At 67.2% G+C, this 18,443-nt stretch carries 20 protein-coding genes; 16 read left to right on the top strand and 4 right to left on the bottom strand.

Going from position 1 to position 18,443, the window contains the following annotated elements:
- Positions 1-43: 43 nt before the first annotated feature.
- From OPU70_RS01195 to OPU70_RS01235, 9 genes are all read left to right on the top strand, one after another.
- Positions 44-391, top strand: coding sequence for an HIT domain-containing protein (locus tag OPU70_RS01195; RefSeq protein ID WP_042537645.1), 348 nt, complete (start codon positions 44-46; stop codon positions 389-391).
- Positions 392-455: 64 nt separating this feature from the next.
- Positions 456-1,481 (top strand): PhoH family protein, encoded by a 1,026-nt coding sequence (locus tag OPU70_RS01200; protein ID WP_367821318.1) that lies wholly within the window; start codon positions 456-458, stop codon positions 1,479-1,481.
- A gap of 16 nt (positions 1,482-1,497) precedes the next feature.
- The gene (ybeY, locus tag OPU70_RS01205; protein WP_056307252.1) at positions 1,498-1,956 is read left to right on the top strand and encodes an rRNA maturation RNase YbeY; all 459 of its coding nucleotides are present in this window, start codon (positions 1,498-1,500) and stop codon (positions 1,954-1,956) included.
- The gene (locus tag OPU70_RS01210) at positions 1,953-3,248 is read left to right on the top strand and encodes a hemolysin family protein (protein WP_498557003.1); all 1,296 of its coding nucleotides are present in this window, start codon (positions 1,953-1,955) and stop codon (positions 3,246-3,248) included. The genes ybeY and OPU70_RS01210 overlap by 4 nt, the downstream gene beginning before the upstream one ends.
- On the top strand, positions 3,241-4,137 hold the full coding sequence (era, locus tag OPU70_RS01215; RefSeq protein ID WP_498557004.1) for a GTPase Era: 897 nt from the start codon (positions 3,241-3,243) through the stop codon (positions 4,135-4,137). Before OPU70_RS01210 ends, era begins: the two co-directional genes overlap by 8 nt.
- A gap of 51 nt (positions 4,138-4,188) precedes the next feature.
- Positions 4,189-4,716 carry an RNA polymerase sigma factor gene (locus OPU70_RS01220; protein ID WP_042537635.1) on the top strand — a complete coding sequence of 176 codons (528 nt, stop codon included), beginning with the start codon at positions 4,189-4,191 and terminating at the stop codon, positions 4,714-4,716.
- A complete protein-coding gene (locus OPU70_RS01225; protein ID WP_498557005.1) occupies positions 4,706-5,689 on the top strand; it encodes a hypothetical protein in 984 nt (327 codons plus the stop codon). Before OPU70_RS01220 ends, OPU70_RS01225 begins: the two co-directional genes overlap by 11 nt.
- Complete coding sequence (locus OPU70_RS01230; protein ID WP_042537630.1) at positions 5,686-6,171, top strand: hypothetical protein; 486 nt, start codon at positions 5,686-5,688, stop codon at positions 6,169-6,171. Before OPU70_RS01225 ends, OPU70_RS01230 begins: the two co-directional genes overlap by 4 nt.
- 15 nt (positions 6,172-6,186) lie before the next feature.
- Positions 6,187-7,137, top strand: a complete 951-nt coding sequence (locus OPU70_RS01235) for a quinone oxidoreductase family protein (protein WP_498557006.1) — start codon at positions 6,187-6,189, stop codon at positions 7,135-7,137.
- Here the strand turns inward: OPU70_RS01235 and OPU70_RS01240 are convergent.
- Positions 7,134-7,772, bottom strand: a complete 639-nt coding sequence (locus OPU70_RS01240; protein ID WP_475434312.1) for a hypothetical protein — start codon at positions 7,770-7,772, stop codon at positions 7,134-7,136. The genes OPU70_RS01235 and OPU70_RS01240 overlap by 4 nt on opposite strands.
- 197 nt (positions 7,773-7,969) lie before the next feature.
- Between OPU70_RS01240 and leuA the strand changes: the two genes are divergently transcribed.
- Complete coding sequence (leuA, locus tag OPU70_RS01245) at positions 7,970-9,724, top strand: 2-isopropylmalate synthase (RefSeq protein ID WP_498557007.1); 1,755 nt, start codon at positions 7,970-7,972, stop codon at positions 9,722-9,724.
- Between the two features lie 162 nt (positions 9,725-9,886).
- Here the strand turns inward: leuA and OPU70_RS01250 are convergent, their stop codons facing one another.
- On the bottom strand, positions 9,887-10,582 hold the full coding sequence (locus OPU70_RS01250) for a trimeric intracellular cation channel family protein (RefSeq protein WP_042537622.1): 696 nt from the start codon (positions 10,580-10,582) through the stop codon (positions 9,887-9,889).
- Between the two features lie 34 nt (positions 10,583-10,616).
- Here OPU70_RS01250 and recO point away from each other — a divergent pair, with 34 nt between their 5' ends.
- Both recO and OPU70_RS01260 read left to right on the top strand, forming a co-directional pair.
- Positions 10,617-11,363, top strand: a complete 747-nt coding sequence (gene recO, locus OPU70_RS01255; protein WP_042537620.1) for a DNA repair protein RecO — start codon at positions 10,617-10,619, stop codon at positions 11,361-11,363.
- On the top strand, positions 11,360-12,163 hold the full coding sequence (locus OPU70_RS01260; RefSeq protein WP_079112953.1) for an isoprenyl transferase: 804 nt from the start codon (positions 11,360-11,362) through the stop codon (positions 12,161-12,163). Before recO ends, OPU70_RS01260 begins: the two co-directional genes overlap by 4 nt.
- On the opposite strand, the gene OPU70_RS01265 is transcribed toward OPU70_RS01260, so the two are convergent.
- Positions 12,103-12,717 carry a P-loop NTPase family protein gene (locus tag OPU70_RS01265; RefSeq protein ID WP_079112952.1) on the bottom strand — a complete coding sequence of 205 codons (615 nt, stop codon included), beginning with the start codon at positions 12,715-12,717 and terminating at the stop codon, positions 12,103-12,105. The genes OPU70_RS01260 and OPU70_RS01265 overlap by 61 nt on opposite strands.
- Before the next feature lie 53 nt (positions 12,718-12,770).
- Here OPU70_RS01265 and OPU70_RS01270 point away from each other — a divergent pair, with 53 nt between their 5' ends.
- Complete coding sequence (locus OPU70_RS01270) at positions 12,771-13,463, top strand: DsbA family oxidoreductase (RefSeq protein ID WP_498557008.1); 693 nt, start codon at positions 12,771-12,773, stop codon at positions 13,461-13,463.
- Here OPU70_RS01270 and OPU70_RS01275 read toward each other — a convergent pair.
- Positions 13,460-13,954 (bottom strand): glutathione peroxidase, encoded by a 495-nt coding sequence (locus OPU70_RS01275; protein ID WP_042537613.1) that lies wholly within the window; start codon positions 13,952-13,954, stop codon positions 13,460-13,462. The two genes, OPU70_RS01270 and OPU70_RS01275, sit on opposite strands and share 4 nt — an antisense overlap.
- Before the next feature lie 59 nt (positions 13,955-14,013).
- Here OPU70_RS01275 and dusB point away from each other — a divergent pair, with 59 nt between their 5' ends.
- The 3 genes from dusB to dnaG are packed head-to-tail and all read left to right on the top strand — an operon-like array spanning position 14,014 to position 18,417.
- Complete coding sequence (dusB, locus tag OPU70_RS01280) at positions 14,014-15,168, top strand: tRNA dihydrouridine synthase DusB (protein ID WP_042537612.1); 1,155 nt, start codon at positions 14,014-14,016, stop codon at positions 15,166-15,168.
- Positions 15,158-16,552: a deoxyguanosinetriphosphate triphosphohydrolase gene (locus tag OPU70_RS01285; RefSeq protein ID WP_042537611.1), complete on the top strand. Its 1,395-nt coding sequence runs from the start codon at positions 15,158-15,160 to the stop codon at positions 16,550-16,552. Before dusB ends, OPU70_RS01285 begins: the two co-directional genes overlap by 11 nt.
- Positions 16,552-18,417 (top strand): DNA primase, encoded by a 1,866-nt coding sequence (dnaG, locus tag OPU70_RS01290; RefSeq protein WP_042537609.1) that lies wholly within the window; start codon positions 16,552-16,554, stop codon positions 18,415-18,417. Before OPU70_RS01285 ends, dnaG begins: the two co-directional genes overlap by 1 nt.
- Positions 18,418-18,443: the final 26 nt, after the last annotated feature.

Consider the following 18,443-nt stretch of genomic DNA (forward strand, 5'->3'; position numbering starts at 1 on the left):
GAGGGGAAGGACCGCGCCGGGCTGCGGTCAGTAGACTGAGAGCATGTCCGAGCCCTCGATCTTCACGCGCATCCTCAACGGCGACATCCCGGGTGAGATCCTGCTGGACACCGGCCGGGTGTTCGCGATTCGCGACATCAACCCGCAGGCACCTCTGCACGCGCTCGTGGTTCCCAAGACCGAGGACTACCGAGACGTCACCGAGCTGGCTCAGGGCGACCCGGGGCTTCTCGCCGAGATGGTCGCCGCGGCCAAGCAGCTCGCCGCAGAGCATGCGAACGGCGAGTACCGCCTCATCTTCAACAACGGCGCGAGCGCCGCCCAATCCGTCTTCCACGTGCACGCCCATGTGCTCGCCGATATCGAGGAGAACAAGCTCGTTGGCTTCTGACGAAAACGACCCTGTCACCGCATCCGACACCGCTGTCGAGAAGATCTATGCCGACGGCGTCGCCATGGTGCAGCTGCTCGGACCGCAGGACCGCCTGCTGCGGATGCTCGAGAAGGAGCACCGCGACGTGCAGGTGCTCGTCCGCGGCAACGAGATCACTCTCACGGGCACGGCGGACGCCGTCGCGAAGGCGAAGAGTCTCGTCGACGAGCTGATGACCATGACCAAGGCCGGCCACGACCTCGCCCCCAGTGACGTCACGAGCTCGGCGCGCATGCTCCGCAACGACGGAGGACCCCGCCCGAGCGAGGTGCTCGGCGAGGCCATCCTGTCGACTCGCGGCAAGGTCATCCGGCCCAAGACCCTGGGCCAGAAGGAGTACGTGGACGCGATCGAGGAGAACACGATCGTGTTCGGCATCGGTCCGGCCGGAACGGGAAAGACCTATCTGGCGATGGCGAAAGCCGTCCAGGCGCTGCAGCGCAAGGAGGTCACCCGGATCATCCTGACGCGCCCCGCTGTCGAAGCAGGAGAACGTCTCGGCTTCCTCCCCGGCACTCTCACCGACAAGATCGACCCGTACCTGCGTCCGCTCTACGACGCGCTCAACGAGATGATGGACCCCGAGATCGTCCCTCGCCTGATGGCGACGGGGACCATCGAGGTCGCGCCGCTCGCGTACATGCGCGGCCGCACGCTGAACGACTCGTTCGTGGTTCTCGACGAGGCGCAGAACACGACGCCCGAGCAGATGAAGATGTTCCTCACGCGTCTCGGCTTCGGCTCGAAGATGGTCGTCACCGGTGACATCACTCAGGTCGACCTCCCGCAGGGATCCTCGGGGCTCCGCCTCGTGACCCGAGTGCTCGACGGCATCGACGACATCCACTTCGCACGACTCACGAGCGACGACGTCGTGCGGCATTCGCTCGTCGGACGCATCGTCGACGCGTACAGCGAGTACGACGAGCGCCGCACTGCGCAACGGTTCGAGCGCGAGCAGGCCGCGGAGTTCGCCAATCGCGCCGACCGCCGAGGCGCACAACGACCAGGACCCCGGGACCGGATGCCGAAGCGAGGCCTCTCCTGATGAAACGAGCACAGTCATGATCGAGATCAACAACGAGTCGGCGATCGATGTCGACGAGACCGTGCTGCAGCGGCTGACCGACTTCAACCTGGCGCAGATGCACGTGAGCCCGGATGCCGAGGTCGCGATCGTCCTCGTCGACGAGGGCGCCATGGAGGCCCTTCACGTGCAGTGGATGGACGAGCCGGGTCCGACCGACGTTCTCAGCTTTCCGATGGATGAGCTGCGCCCCGGCACCGAGGATCGCCCCACGGCACCAGGGCTGCTCGGAGACATCGTGCTGTGCCCTCAGGTCGCCGAGGCCCAGGCGCAGGCAGCCGGCCACACTCTGATGGATGAGCTGATCCTGCTCACCACCCACGGGCTGCTGCACCTCCTCGGCTTCGATCACGCCGAGCCCGACGAGGAGCGCGAGATGTTCGGACTGCAGAAGGAGCTCATCCAGGGCTTCGCCGCGGCTGAACGTCGACGATGACCGCCGCTCTCCTTCTCGCAGGCGCTGTTCTGCTCGTCGCGTTCGGCGGTCTCATGGCGGCGATCGACGCCGCCTTCGGTGTCACGTCCCGCTCGGACATCGAGGAGATGGGAACCGAGGGGCGCAACGGCCCTCAGCTGGCGCGCATCGCCGCCGACCCGGACGCACACGTCAACGCGGTCGCATTCATCCGCGTGCTCGCCGAGACCGCGGCCGCCGTGCTCGTGACGGTCGCGTTCAGCATCCTGATCGACAACATCTGGTGGGCGATGCTCGCCGCCGCAGTGCTGATGACGGGCATCAGCTTCGTGCTGGTGGGGGCGAGCCCGCGTTCCTTCGGCCGGCATCACGCCGAAGGCATGCTCCGCGCGAATGCGCGGATCGTCCGCGGGCTTCGCATCATCCTCGGGCCGCTCGCCCAGGGACTGGTGCTGCTCGGCAACCGGGTCACCCCCGGCCGCGGCCGCAGCTCGTTCACGTCCGAGGAGCAGCTGCTCAGCATGGTCGACGAGGCCGCCTCGAACGACCTGATCGAGGCCGACGATCGCGACCTCATCCACTCGGTGTTCGACTTCACCGACCAGTTCGTCCGTGCCGTGATGGTGCCCCGCACCGAGATGGTGACGGTCGATGCGACCGCGACGACGAGCGAGGCCATGACGCTGTTCCTGCAGCGTGGTGTGTCACGCATGCCGGTGGTCGACGACGACGCCGACGACGTCGTCGGCGTGCTGTACCTGAAGGACCTGGTGCTGTTCGCCTTCCGCGATGAGAACGCCTGGCGCACGGCGTCCATCCGCCCCATCTCGCGTCCGGCGACCTTCGTGCCCGAGTCCATGCGCGCCGAGACGCTGCTTCAGCAGATGAAGCGCGACGCCGTGCACGTGTGCCTCGTGATCGATGAACACGGAGGCATATCGGGCCTCGTGACCCTGGAGGACCTCATCGAGGAACTCGTCGGCGAGATCTCCGACGAGTACGATCAGGTATCAGCTGAAGTCGTCGAACTGGGCGACGGACGCTACCGCGTGAGCTCCCGACTCTCGCTGGAGGACGTCGGCGATCTGTTCGGTCTCGAACTCGAGGACGAGGACGTGGACTCCATCGGCGGTCTGCTGGGCAAGGCACTGGGCCAGGTTCCGCAACCGGGATCGACGGCGACGGTGGAGGGGCTGACCCTCACCGGCGGCGCGTCTCGAGGGCGCGGCCGCGGAATCGCGACCGTGTTCGTCGAACGCGCGGCAGACGACGCGGATAACGCCGCAGATGAGAGAGACGGAAACGATGACTGAGCAGACGCGGAGCGGGTTCGTGACCTTCGTGGGGCGCCCGAACGTCGGAAAGTCGACTCTCACGAATGCGCTGGTCGGCGAGAAGATCGCCATCACGAGTGAGAAGCCGCAGACGACCCGCCGCGCGATCCGCGGGATCGTGAACCGCCCCGCGGGGCAGCTCGTCATCGTCGACACCCCCGGCATCCACAAGCCCCGCACGCTTCTGGGCGAGCGCCTGAACGACCTCGTCGAGCAGGTGCTCGGCGATGTCGATGTGATCGGCTTCTGCGTGCCGGCGACCGAGAAGGTCGGACCGGGCGATCGCCGCATCGCTGCCTCGCTCGACGGATACCGTCGCGCCAAGAAGATCGCCATCGTCACCAAGACCGATGCCGCGGACCGCGACGATATCACCGAGCGTCTCCTAGAGGTCGATGCACTGCGCGAGGACTGGGATGCGGTGATCCCGATCTCGGCGCTCACGAACGACCAGCTCGAGGTCCTCGCGGATGAAGTCCTCTCCCTCATGCCGGTGGGCCCCGCCCTCTACGGCGAGGGAATCACGACCGATGAGTCGGAAGAGGATCGCATCGCAGAGATGATCCGCGAGGCGGCGCTCGACGGGGTCCGAGACGAGCTTCCCCACTCGATCGCGGTCGTGATCGACGACATCGCCCCCCGCGAAGGAACCGACCTGACCGATGTGCATGCGTCGATCGTGGTGGAGCGCGACAGCCAGAAGGCGATCATCATCGGTCACAAGGGCAAGCGTCTGGCCGACGTCGGACGCCGTGCCCGTGCCGGCATCGAAGAGCTCCTCGGCACGAGGGTCTTCCTGGGCCTGCACGTCAAGGTCGCGAAGGAATGGCAGCGCGACCCGAAGCAGCTCGGCCGCCTCGGCTTCTGACATGCGACTCCGAGACGCGACGCGGATCGGGTGCTCCGGCGGACGAGAGAGATGAGCGCCCGCGGTGAGAACCGTGAGACCCAGAGGGACGAAGCCTTCACCCGGCTCTTCGACGCCAACTGGGCGGCGGTCAGGCATCATGTCGAAGGAGTGGTCGAGGACCCCGCTGAGGTGACGGAGATCGTCTCCGAGATCTTCCTCCTGGCATGGTCCCGGCTCGTTCCGACGAAGCCGATGGATCGGATCTGGTTGATCCGCGCGGCCGATCGGGTGCTCGGAGGGCGATCGGGTCGGTCGACGCTGCGGCGCACGGCCATCGACGCCGTGCACGGTGGTGTGTCCGGAGAGAAGGACCCGCCTGCCCTGGCCACTCGCGCGAGGGTGCTCGCAGCTCTGGGTGTCCTCACCGGGCGTGAGCGGCGTATCATCATGCTGACGTACTGGGATGGGCTCGCAGTGGGGGAGATCGCCGAGTTGCTGCGCAGCCCGCGTGTCCGGGTACGGAAGACGCTCTCGCGTGCGCAGGCGAAGTTGTGTGCGGAGCTCGGACTGGAGGGGCGGAGGGATCATGACGGATGAGCACGCTCTGCTCGAACGCGTCCTGACGGAGGCCGATCCCGCCCGGACGCCGCGCGATGCGAAGCCGGACCCCGCGGCGGAGCGGACAAGGGATCGGATCATCCGCACCGCTTCGAAGCCTCGGCCTCAGCGGAGGCGTGCTCTCGGATGGGCTTCCGGCATCGCGATGGCGGCCGCGGCCGTGGTCGTGGCCGTCGCCGTCCTGGTTCCCCAGGGGGCGGCGGTCGCAGGCTCGCCCGCACCCCTGGACTTCGCTGCGGGGGAGGGCACGGCAGAGACGCTCGACACGGCGCAAGCGACACTCATCGCGACGCCTGGACCTGCCGATCCGGAGCGCGTCGTGAGGTCGGCGACGTGGGGGCTGGACATCAACGGCAGCACCGGGGCGACGAAGGTGGTCCCGCAGCTCAACACCCTTCGCTGGGAATCCGACCTCTCGGGGCGGATGGTCTCGGTGAGGGGTGTGCCGTATGACCCGACCGACGCGTCTGCGAACGTCGGCGCGGAGATCAGCAGCTCGGGCGAGGTCGTCGTAGACCTGCCCATCGAGCCCGGTCAGTTCTCGACCCCCGTTCCCGACGTCTTCGGCGATTCCCGCGAGGACGTGTCCGCGGCCCTCATGGCGTTCGGTATGCCGTCGGATCCGACCGGGTCCGAAGTCGTCGCCGCTGCGACATCGGTGCTCGAGCAATGGACCCTCACGAACGCTCAGGAGTCGCAGGTGCTCGACATCCTCGCGGATGCGGACGGAGTGGAGGCGCTCGGCACGACTGCCGACCGCCTGGGACGGCAGGCCGCAGGACTGCGCGTGATCACGGCGGACGGGGCTGCGAGCGACGTCTTGCTCCTGTCTCTCGACACCGGGAGGATCATCGGCGTCGAGCGGACCAACCTCATCGCGAACGATCTGATAGCCGGTGGTGCGATCATCTCGTACACGATGTGGGACGTCGATGAGGATCTCGTGAGATGAGACGTCGGGGGGTGCTCGCCGCAGTCGTCGGCGGATTGCTCAGCATACTGATGCTCGGCGCACCGGCATTGGCGGACGCCGCAGCCGACACGGGCGAGAGCATCGACCCGCTGATCCTCGCCGTGATGGCGGAGGTTCCCGGCGGGGTGATCGTCGATGCGCAGCATGCCGTGTGGCCCAGGCTGGGGATGGATCTCGTCGTGCTGGAACAGCGCAGCGCTGTCTCGGCGGCTTCGGTGGGCAGCTGCGCCACAGGCACCGTGTGCGTCTACACCGGATCGTCGTTGAGCGGCGCGAAGTTGAGCTGGAGCATCTGCGGGATACTCTCGATCCCGTCGTCGTTCTCGGCGAAGTCGATCGCGGATGCGCGGTCGGCGGGCTATGCCCAGGCACGCAACAACTCCACGGTGCTCGCCACCGCACCCGCAGGAGGGTGGGCCAACATCGCCGGAACGGCGACCAATGTCCGGTGCGTCTTCTGAGGGTAGGGTCGCGACATGACAATCGCCGAGCATTGGATCGCGTCGTCGTGGGGCGCCCCTGACACATGGGAGTTCGTCGAGCACGAGGTCTCACCCCCGGGCCGCGGGGAGGTCACGATCCGGGTGCACGCGGCCGGCGTGAATCCGGCGGACGCCAAGCATGTCGCGTCCGCCCGCTCCGGGGCGCAGCTCCCGGTTCCGATCGGCTACGAGGTCTCCGGACGCATCAGCGCGCTCGGGCCGGACACCCGTATCGGATCCGGTGACGCGGCCGTGGGCGACGAGGTCGTCGCTTTCCGGGTGCGCGGGGGCTATGCGACCGAGCTGACCGTCCCCGCCGAGAAGGTCTTCGCGAAGCCGACCACGCTCACTCACCCGGAGGCGGCGAACCTGCTGCTGGCCGGAACCACGGCGGCCGAGATGCTCTGGGTCACGGGCTCTGCCCCGGGCGAGACGATTCTGCTCCACGGCGCATCAGGTGCGGTCGGGGTGAGCGTGCTTCAGCAGGCGGCACTCCGCGGCATCCGCGTGATCGGCACCGCGAGTGCGAAGCGATTCGACGTCGTCGAGCGCTTCGGCGGCATCCCCGTCACCTACGGCCCGGGGCTGGCTGACCGCGTGAGAGCGGCAGCGGCCGGCGCCGCGGTGGTCGCGGCGCTCGACGCCGTCGGTACCGATGAAGCCATCGACGTGTCCCTCGAACTGGTCGACGAACGCCGTCGAATCGTGACGATCGCCGCGCCCCAGAGGGCCGGCGCCGACGGCATCCAGGTGATCGCAGGATCCATGCCTGAGAGCGCCCGGTTCCGCGACGACATCCGTGCCGAGCTGGTCGCGCTCGCGCAGAACGGCGACCTCGTCGTCCCCATGGCGCGCACCTTCCCGCTCGACGAGGCGCCTGCTGCACTGCGGCTGCTCTCCGGCGGTCACCCCGGCGGCAAGCTCGCGCTGATCCCGTCGTCCTAGTCGATCTGGCGCAGAGCCGACGTCACGAGGACGACTCCGTCGCCGTATGCCTCATCGACGGCATCCTGCAGCGTGCCGTCGTCCCAGACGACGCTGACCCAGACATAGCCGCGCTCGGTCCAGAGGGTCAGGGCATCGCGTCCCAGTGACGTCGACAGGTCATCCTGTACTCGCATCAGGTCGGCCTCGGAGCTCGTGCCGTCGACACCGTTCGCCGGGTCTTCCGGGCGGACGGGATCGTAGAGCGCGAGCATGATGGGCGGGTCGGTGACGGTGTACCGCTCGCCGTCGAAGGTGCCGTAGACGGCGTAGGTGCCCCACGTCGTGTCTCCGCTGGTCTCGCTGCCGTCGACACCCTCCCACGTCCAGCCATCGAGCGGGATCCCCGTGCACTGAGGCGGGTAGGACTCGGCGACGACTCCGAGACACAGCTGCGCCTCGCCGGCGACGTCGAGAACAGTGCCCGTGCCGATGACGCGGCCCTCCGGCGGTGCCGCGTTCGCGGCATCCCACGTGGGCGATCCCGAGCTCGTGGGCACGGGGGAGGAGCCGATGCCGGCGGTGCACGCGGCGAGGCCGAGTGCCCCCACGAGTGCGACGACGGCGAGAAGCATGCGACTGCGCGATGTGCTCATGTCTGACAGTGTCTCGTGTCGGTGGATCGTCTCAGCAGCGAGTCGGACGACTTCCGGATCCCTGCTACCATGGCCGCATGCCTTTCGGCGGTCTGCTTCTTCTTAGCTGCCGCGACGAGTCCTAAAGCTAGGGCCTTCCTCGTCGCGGCGCTTGTGTTGGCCCGTTCACATTTCTGACGAAGAGAAGAAGCCCCATCATGCAGAACACTCAGCGCCCGTCCGCGATGCCGATCCACAAGTACCGGCCGTACCACGAGCAGATCACGGTCAACCTGCCCGACCGCACCTGGCCTGACGCCTGGATCACCGAAGCTCCTCGCTGGTGCGCGGTCGATCTCCGCGACGGAAACCAGGCGCTCATCGACCCGATGTCGCCCGAGCGCAAGCGCGTCATGTTCGAACTGCTCGTCAGCATGGGCTACAAGGAGATCGAGGTCGGGTTCCCCTCGGCCAGCCAGACTGATTTCGACTTCGTCCGTCAGCTCATCGAAGAGAACCTGATCCCCGACGACGTGACGATCCAGGTGCTGACGCAGGCTCGCGAGCACCTGATCGCGCGCACCTACGAGTCGATCGCCGGCGCGAAGCAGGCCATCGTGCACCTCTACAACTCGACCAGCGTGCTGCAGCGTGAGGTCGTGTTCCGCACCGACAAGCAGGGCATCATCGATATCGCGCTCGAGGGTGCACGTCTGTGCCGTCAGTACGAGAAGACGATCCCTGACACCAAGGTCTACTACGAGTACTCGCCCGAGAGCTACACCGGCACCGAGCTCGAGTTCGCGGTCGATGTCTGCAACCAGGTGATCGAGGTCTTCGAGCCGACTCCCGACCGCAAGGTGATCATCAACCTCCCCGCCACTGTCGAGATGGCCTCGCCGAATGTCTACGCAGACTCGATCGAGTGGATGAGCCGCAACCTCGCACACCGCGAGAACGTCATCCTCTCGCTGCACCCCCACAACGACCGCGGAACCGCGATCGCCGCCGCTGAGCTCGGATACATGGCCGGCGCCGACCGCATCGAGGGCTGCCTGTTCGGCAACGGCGAGCGCACCGGCAACGTCGACATCGTGGCGCTGGGCATCAACCTGTTCACGCAGGGCATCGACCCGCAGATCGACTTCAGCGACATCGACCAGGTCAAGCGCACGGTCGAGTACTGCAACCAGCTGCCGGTGCCTGAGCGCAGCCCGTGGGCCGGCGACCTGGTCTTCACGGCGTTCAGCGGATCGCACCAGGATGCGATCAAGAAGGGCTTCGAGGCGATGGCCGCCCGGGCCGAGGCCGAGGGCGTCACGGTCGACGACATCGAGTGGGCCGTGCCGTACCTGCCCGTCGACCCGAAGGATCTCGGCCGTTCGTACGAGGCCGTGATCCGCGTCAACTCGCAGTCCGGCAAAGGCGGCGTCGCCTACCTGCTCAAGGCCGACCACGCGATCGACCTGCCCCGCAAGCTGCAGATCGAGTTCTCGGGTGTCGTCCAGACCAAGACCGATGCCGAGGGCGGCGAGGTCACGAGCGAGCAGATCTGGTCGATCTTCAACGACGAGTACCTGCCGGCGGCCGATGAGGCAGCCAAGTGGGGTCGCTTCGAGCTGCTGGCCACGCAGACCCGCAGCGACATGTCAGGAGATGTGGTGCTCGACGTCGTGCTCCGGGACGACGACCAGCAGGTGGCCGTCGCCGGCAACGGCAACGGTCCGGTCGCCGCGTTCGTCGAGGTGCTCCGCGGACAGGGCTTCGACATCACGGTCTACGACTACGTCGAGCACGCTCTCAGCGCCGGTGGCGATGCGCAGGCCGCTGCCTACGTCGAACTGCAGGTCGGCGACCAGCGCCTGTGGGGTGTCGGCATCGACGGTGACATCTCGACGGCGTCGCTCAAGGCGATCGTCTCCGGCGTGAACCGCTCGATCCGCACGCGTCAGCAGGAGCTCGCAGCCGTCTGATCCTCGGCTCGAGTAGGCACCTGCTGCCGGTATGCGTGCGTGATACCGGCAGCAGGTGCCATCTCTGTGTGAGGGGATCACCTCGACCTGACACCGGCGGTCGGAATACGCGTTCGATTCCGACCGGAGGCGCCCACTCGACGGCGGCGCAGCAGACGGGCGTCAGTCCGCGCTCGGCTTGACGACCTGGATGACTCCGGTCTCAGCGGCGACCTTGCGACGGTAGAGCCGCCTCTGCTCGGGCAGGGACACGTCGAAGCTCACGGCGAGCACGCGGATGACAGCGGTGACGATGATGCCCAGCACGGCGGCGAGGGTGATCGACATCCCCAGGCTGTTCGCGGTCGCGATGAAGACGCATCCGGCACCGGCGGCGACGGCGTAGAGCGAGCCGACGTGCATGATCGACGTCGGGAGTCCCATGAGCATGTCTCGCAGCACACCGCCTCCGACGGCCGCGCAGACGCCGATGAAGACGGCGGGCACGGGAGGGATGCCGAACGCGATCGCCTTGCTCGTGCCGAACGCACCGAACATGCCGATCACGACGGCGTCGAGCACCACGATCACGGTGTTCAGTCGATTGAAGAGTCCCGCGAGCAGCATCCCCAACAGCGACGCGCCCGTGGCCGTCAGCAGATACCAGTTGCTCTGCAGCGTCGCGGGGGTCTGGCCGAGAAGGATGTCGCGGATGAGGCCGCCCCCCATGCCGATCATGATCCCGATGATCGCGACTCCGAGCCAGTCGAGGCGTCGCTGGCCCTGGAATCCCGAGGCGAACATCGCGCCCTGGACTCCGCCGAGGCCTACGCCGAGCAGGTCCGCCCAGAGCGGAATGATGAAGAGCGGTTCGGTCACGCCTCTATTCTCCTGCACGGAGGATAATCGAACGGTGCCCACCTACCGAGACGAAGCGGTGATCCTGCGCACCCACAAGCTGGGTGAGGCCGATCGCATCGTCACCATGCTCTCTCGGCGACACGGCAAGATCCGCGCAGTCGCGAAGGGAGTGCGACGCACGTCGTCGAAGTTCGGGTCGCGTCTCGAGCCTTTCATGGTCGCCGATGTGCAGCTCTACCAGGGGCGCACTCTCGACATCGTCCAGCAGGCCGAGTCGCTCGGCTCGTACGGATCCGACATCGCGGCCCACTACGACCGATTCACCTCTGCGAACGCGATGGTCGAGACTGCCGACCGGCTCAGCGACTCTGAGGCGACGCCCGATCAGTACCTCCTGCTGGTCGGTGGCCTGCGTGCGCTGTCTCGGGGCGAGCATTCGCCCCGCAGCATCCTCGACTCCTATCTGCTTCGCGTCATGGCGCTGTCGGGGTGGGCTCCGTCGCTCGGCGACTGCGCGCGATGCGCCACCCCGGGGCCTCACGCGCATTTCGTCGGGCAGCTCGGCGGGGCCGTCTGCCCGAACTGCGCGCCGGCGGGCAGCCCGAAGGTCGCGGAGAAGACCCTGTCGCTGCTGCGGTCGCTCATGGCGGGTGAATGGGAAGCGATCGACGCTGCTCCGCACGCCGACAACGCCGCAGCATCCGGCCTCGTCGCCGCCTACGCCCAATGGCATCTGGAGCGCGGCATCCGCTCACTCGAGCACCTGGTGGCCGACATCCCCCGAGAAGGAGCACGGTGAGTCCCAAGCCCTACACGCACAAGGATGCCGTCGCGTATCGCCCGCTCGACTGGACGGGCGTCTATCCGCCGAGCTTCCGATCGGTTCCTGAGCACGTCGCGATCGTCATGGACGGCAACGGTCGCTGGGCCAACCGTCGGGGACTCAGCCGCGTCGAAGGGCACAAGGCAGGGGAGGAGGTGCTTCTCGACGTCGTCGCCGGCGCGATCCAGGCCGGCGTGAAGCACCTCTCCGTCTACGCGTTCTCCACCGAGAACTGGGCGCGCTCTCCTGACGAGGTGCGCTTCCTCATGGGATACAACCGAGATGTCCTGCATCGCAGACGCGATCAGCTCAACGAGTGGGGCGTGAGAGTCCGATGGGCCGGGCGCAAGCCACGGTTGTGGGGCAGCGTCATCAAGGAGCTGCAGTACGCCGAGCAGCTGACCAAGAACAACGACGTCCTCACACTCACCATGTGCGTGAACTACGGCGGCCGCATCGAGCTCGTCGACGCGATGCGCTCGATCGCCGCCGAGGTCGCGGCCGGTCGGGTGAAGCCGAACGCGATCTCCGAGAAGATGATCCGTCGCAACCTCTACGTGCCTGACATGCCGGACGTCGACCTGTTCCTGCGCAGCTCGGGTGAGCAGCGCACCTCGAACTTCCTGCTGTGGCAGGCGGCGTATGCCGAGATGGTGTTCCTCGACACTCTCTGGCCAGATTTCTCGCGCGAAGAGCTGTGGCGCGCGATCGGGGTCTATCTGTCGCGTGACCGTCGCTTCGGTGGAGCGATCGACGCGCCTGACGCCTCTGCCTGAGCGCGCAGCCATCTCTCCGTCTCGCGGGGATGCCGCAGCCGCACGATCGTGAGGTGCGGGAATCGTTCCTGCTTCTCAGGCATCTGAGTCGTCCAGAACATCCGCGTCTTCGACTGCCAGGAGAGGATGTTGCGCTCCGCATCCCGCGTGGCCAGCAGATGCCAGATGGGTTTCTCGACGTTCCCGTTGTACATCTCCGTTCGCAGGATGCTGCGGCTGAGAGTGCGTCGGACAAGCCGGCCGCGGACGACCGGCCAGGGATAGTCGAGCCAGACAGCCAGCTGCGCGCGAGGCGTCATGATCTCGTCGGTGCCCTTGCTCGTGTACTGCCACTCGGTGACCCAGCGGTCCGTGGCGGCGAACTCCCGGACATCGTCGAGGAAGGAGGGACGCGGGGTCCAGTTCTCGCCGTGGAACAGTCCGTCGATCTCGATGTGTCGAAGCTGCCACAGCTCGGCAACGCGCCGCGCGAGCGTCGTCTTGCCCGACCCGGTGACGCCCGCGATCAGAACGCGCGCAGGCCGGAACGGCAGCGGATCGACGGCGGAGAGCATCTGAGAATCCTAACGACGGAATAGCCCATAGGTGCATACGGTTGGATGTCAGTGTGAGTGAAGCCATCTCGATTGACATCTGGTCCGACATCGCCTGCCCCTGGTGCTACATCGGCAAGCGCAACCTCGAGAAGGGGCTCGAAGCCGTCGCCGGCGACGAAGACGCCCCACAGGTGAACATCACCTTCCACTCGTTCGAGCTCTCGCCCGACACTCCCGTCGACTTCGACGGCGATGAGATCGACTTCCTCGCAGGTCACAAGGGGATGCCGCGCGAGCAGGTCGAGCAGATGCTCTCGCACGTCACCGGCGTCGCCGAGAACGCCGGTCTCGCGTACCGCTTCGACCTGCTGCAGCACACCAACACGGTCAAGGCGCACGAGCTGCTGCACTTCGCGAAGGCGCAGGGACTGCAGCACGAGATGGAAGAGCGGCTCATGTCCGCGTACTTCACCGAGGGCAAGCACGTCGGCCGCATCGACGACCTGGTCGAGCTCGCCGTCGAGGTGGGGCTCCACCCCGATGACACCCGCGAGGCCCTCGTCTCCGCCCGTCACCTTGCGGATGTCCGACAGGACCAGGCGCAGGCTCAGGCCTACGGCATCCAGGGTGTGCCGTTCTTCGTGATCGACGGGCAGTACGGCATCAGCGGCGCGCAGCCGCCCGCCGCATTCGAGAACGTACTGCGCGACCTCTGGGCCAAGCGCGGCGACGCCGAGGCCGAGCCCGAGGCCGCAGCCGTCTAGCGGGTCAGCGCGGCTTCGATCGCGCCGACGATCTCGGGGTCGTTCGGCTTCTGCTTCGGGCGGAACCGGACGACCTCGCCGTCGGGCAGAACGAGGAACTTCTCGAAGTTCCACTCGACGCGGCCGGCCTTGCCTCCGGCATCCGGAGTCTCCTTCAACGTCTTGTAGAGGTCGGTGGCGTTCTTGCCGTTGACCTTCACCTTGTCGTTGATGGGGAACGTCACCCCGTAGGTGGTGGAGCAGAACTCGAGGATCTGATCGACCGAACCGGGCTCCTGACCGAAGAACTGATTGCACGGGAACCCGACGACGCTGAACCCGCGGTCGCCGTACAGACGCTGCAGTTCTTCGAGCTGCTCGTACTGCGGAGTGAGGCCGCACTTCGAGGCGACATTCACGACGAGCACCACGTCGGCGCCGAGATCGTCGATCGTCTTCTCGTTGCCGTCGGCGTCGATGAAGGGGATGGAACGCACTGCGGGATCGGTCATATTCACAGCTTAGATCGGTGCGCCGATACCGGCTCCGGGTCTGGGAGAATGGAGGGGATATGACTGTCGCCACCGCATCCGCTCGCACCCTCAACATCGGCCCGATCGCTCTCGACGTGCCGGTCGTGCTCGCACCCATGGCGGGCATCACCAACACCGCGTTCCGTCGCCTCTGCCGCGAGTACGGTGCGGGGCTCTATGTGAGCGAGATGATCACGTCGCGGGCGCTCGTCGAGCGCAACGAGACGACGATGCGGCTGATCCGCCATCACGAGTCCGAGACCCCACGGTCTATCCAGCTCTACGGCGTCGATCCGCACACCATCTCCGAGGCCGTCCGGATCATCGTCGCCGAAGATCACGCCGACCACATCGACCTGAACTTCGGATGCCCGGTGCCCAAGGTCACGCGCAAGGGCGGGGGAGCAGCCCTGCCGTGGAAGAGCTCCCTGTTCTCGCAGATCGTGACGCAGGCGGTCAAGGCAGCGGGCGACGTGCCGCTGACCATCAAGATGCGCAAGGGCATCGACCCCGACCACCTCACCTTCCTCGATGCGGGTCGCGCCGCCGAAGATGCGGGTGTCTCGGCGATCGCGCTGCACGCACGCACGGCGAGCGAGTTCTACTCCGGCTTCGCCGACTGGAACGCGATCGGCGAGCTCAAGCAGGCCGTCACGAGCGTTCCGGTGCTCGGCAACGGCGACATCTGGTCGGCCGACGACGCCGTGCGCATGATGCAGCAGACCGATTGCGACGGAGTCGTCGTCGGTCGCGGATGCCTCGGCCGGCCGTGGCTCTTCGGCGAACTCGCCGCGGCCTTCGGTGCGGAGTCGCACCCCGTCGATGCGACCCTCGGCTTCGTGGCCGATGCGTTCCGTCGTCATGCAGAACTCCTCGTCGAGTTCTTCGAGGACGAGGATCGAGGATGCCGCGACGTCCGCAAGCACGTCGCCTGGTACTTCAAGGGCTACCCGGTGGGCGGCGACATCCGCACCGGGCTCGCGACGGCATCCAGCCTGGCTGAGATCGACGAGCTGCTCGGTCAGCTCGATCACACGGCGCCGTATCCCGGTGCGGATGCCGAGGGCCAGCGCGGTCGGTCCGGACGCCCGAAGCGACCGGCGCTGCCGGACAAGTGGCTGGAGTCGCGCGAGCTCGCGGCATCGGCATCCGAGATGATGCGAGGGGCGGAGATCGAGAACAGTGGCGGCTGATCCTCAGGCACACCCGGCGCGCGGTCGCTCGGACGGATACGACCCGCGCGATGCCGAGCGATTCTTCGCCGAGACCCATCGATCCGAACGCGACGACTTCGCCCGCGATCGCGCGCGCGTGCTGCACTCCGCGGCGCTTCGACGCCTGGCGGCCAAGACACAGGTGCTCAGCCCCGCGAGCACAGCGGATTTCGCCCGCAACCGTCTGACGCACTCGCTCGAGGTCGCTCAGGTCGGACGGGAACTCGCGACCGCGCTGGGAGTCTCGGCCGATGTCGTCGACACCGCCTGTCTCAGCCACGACCTCGGACACCCTCCGTTCGGTCACAACGGCGAGCGTGCGCTCAACGAATGGGCGGAGCCGATCGGCGGTTTCGAAGGCAACGCGCAGTCCCTGCGCATTCTGACCCGGCTCGAGGCCAAGGCGATCGACGACAACGGGCAGTCGGTCGGCCTCAACCTCACCAGGGCGAGCCTCGACGCGACCTGCAAGTACCCGTGGACCGTCGACAGTCCGGTTCCTGACCCGGGCGGGCGCCTCAAGTTCGGTGTGTATCCCGAGGACGAAGCCGTGTTCCGCTGGATGCGCGACGGCGTTCCCGGGCGTCGACGCTGCATCGAGGCCGAGATCATGGATCTGTCGGACGACATCGGCTACTCCGTGCACGACTTCGAGGATGCGATCCTCAATGGCTACGTCGACGTCTCCCAGCTCGCCGATCCGCAGGCGCACGATGCGCTGATCGATCGCATCCAGCAGTGGGTGGGCTACGACTTCACGCGCGACGAGCTCGCCGACGCGCTCTACCGGCTGGCATCGCAGCCCATGTGGCTGCAGTCCTTCGACCGGTCGCGGCGAGATCTCGCTCGACTCAAGAACCTCACGAGCGACTTCATCGGTCGCTTCGCGAGGGCAGCCGTCTCGGCCACGCGCGAGGCGTATGCCGGCCCTGCACTCGTGCGCTACAACGCGCACGTCGTCGTGCCGCGCGTCATCGAGGCCGAGATCGCCGTTCTCAAGGGCATCATGGGGCAGGCGATCGTCACGATCGAGGCCCGCAAGGGCGTCTACAAGGAACAGCGCCGTGTGCTCAAGAGACTCGCCGACGCGCTGTGGTCCACAGACACGCTCTGGTCGGCAGGCGCGGATGTGCTCGAGCCCGCCTTCTCCGCCGACTTCGTCGCCGCGACGACGGATGCCGAACGCGCACGCGTGATCGTCGATCAGATCGCGAGTCTGACGGATCAGAGCGCCATTGACTGGCACAACAGGCTGGTCGGCGAGATCGACCCCGCAGAGGTCGGCATCTGGACGCCACGACACGCGCGACCGGGTGCGCGGGAGCACACGCCGCGGCAGGCGGTCGTCGAAGGGGCCGGCTGATGCCCCGCATCCGCCAGGCCGACGTCGACGAGGTCAAGGCGCGCATCAACATCGCTGACATCGTCGGGGAGCGCGTCGCGCTCAAGTCCGCAGGCGTCGGCTCGCTCAAGGGCCTGTGCCCTTTCCACGACGAGAAGAGTCCGAGCTTCCACGTGCGGCCGCAGGTCGGCTACTACCACTGCTTCGGATGCGGAGAGTCCGGCGACGTCTACTCGTTCCTCCGCGAGATGGACCACGTCAGCTTCACCGAGGCCGTCGAGCGTCTCGCAGGCCGCATCGGATACTCACTGCACTACGAAGACGGCGGGTCGGCTCCGGAGACGAGTGGGCGCAGCCGTCTGTACGCCGCCAACACCGCTGCTGCGGAGTACTTCCGGGCGCAGCTGCTCACCGCCGACGCCGAGGCAGGACGACGTTTTCTCGGCGAGCGAGGATTCGACGCGGGTGCCGCCGCGCATTTCGGTGTCGGCTTCGCACCGCGCGGGTGGGACAAGATGCTGAAGGCTCTCACCGCGCAGGGGTTCACCCGCGACGAGCTGAGTGCCGCCGGTCTGGTGTCGACGGGGCAGCGCGGCGTCTACGACCGTTTCCGCGGTCGCCTCGTCTGGCCGATCCGCGACGTGTCCGGTCAGACCATCGGGTTCGGCGCGCGCAAGCTGTTCGACGACGATCAGGGCCCGAAGTACCTGAACACCCCCGAGACCCCGATCTACAAGAAGGCGCAGGTGCTGTACGGGCTCGACCTCGCCAAGCGCGACATCTCGCGGGGTGACCCTCGTCGGGTGGTGGTGGTCGAGGGATACACCGACGTCATGGCCTGCCACCTCGCGGGCCTCACGACCGCGATCGCGACCTGCGGCACCGCGTTCGGAACCGATCACATCAAGGTGCTGCGTCGCGTCATGGGCGACGACAACGCCTCGGGAGAGGTCGTCTTCACGTTCGACGGCGATGAGGCAGGCCAGAAGGCGGCTCTTCGGGCCTTCACCGAGGACGACCGCTTCAACGCCCAGACGTTCGTCGCGGTGGCGCCCGACGGGCTCGACCCGTGCGACCTCAGGCTGCAGCGCGGCGATGCCGCCGTGCGCTCGCTGATGGAGACGAAGCAGCCGATGTTCGAGTTCGCGATCGACAGGAAGCTCAGCGGCTTCGACCTCTCGACGGTCGAGGGTCGTGTCGGCGCTCTTCGCGCGGCAGCGCCGATCGTCGCCGAGATCCGCGATCGGCTGCTGCGCCCCGGTTATGAGCGCGTGCTGGCTCGGCGCCTGGGTATGGACCCCACCGAGGTGCGCAACGAGGTCGAGCGTGCCGCCCGAGGGGGATCGCAGTCGTCGAGACACGAGCCGACCAGGCGCGAGAGTGCGAGTGACTCCGCATCCGGTGTTCCAGGGGTGACTCCGGTCACCCTCGCGAGCCTGCCGCGCACTGCCGATGCCGCCGTGGAGCGCGACGCTCTGATGGGCGCGCTTCAGTACGGACATCAGATCGATCAGGCGCTGCTCACGCGGGCCCTCAGCGCGCCGTTCCGCACACCGGGGCTGGACGCCGTCCGCGAGGCCGTCGCGTCCGCGCCTGATCGGACTCGAGCCGGATGGGTGACGGACACCGTGAACTCGGTGCGGGAGCCCTACCGATCGCTCGCGGGCGAACTGCTGATGACCCCCTTCCCGGCGCGCAACGAAGAGGGCGCCGTCGCCTCGACGACCGACCTGGCCAAGCGACTCATCATGCGCATTCTGGAACACGAGAAGCAGGAGCTCCTCGGAGCGGTGCAGAGGGTTCCGGCGGACTCCGACGGCGGGCGTGCTCTGCGCATGCGCCTTCGTGACATCGACGTCGAGCGTCAGCGGTTCGCCGAGTCGTAACGGCGGCAGTCAGGCGCGGCAGGGCA

The organism is Microbacterium sp. SWDP-B6, from assembly GCF_059803615.1.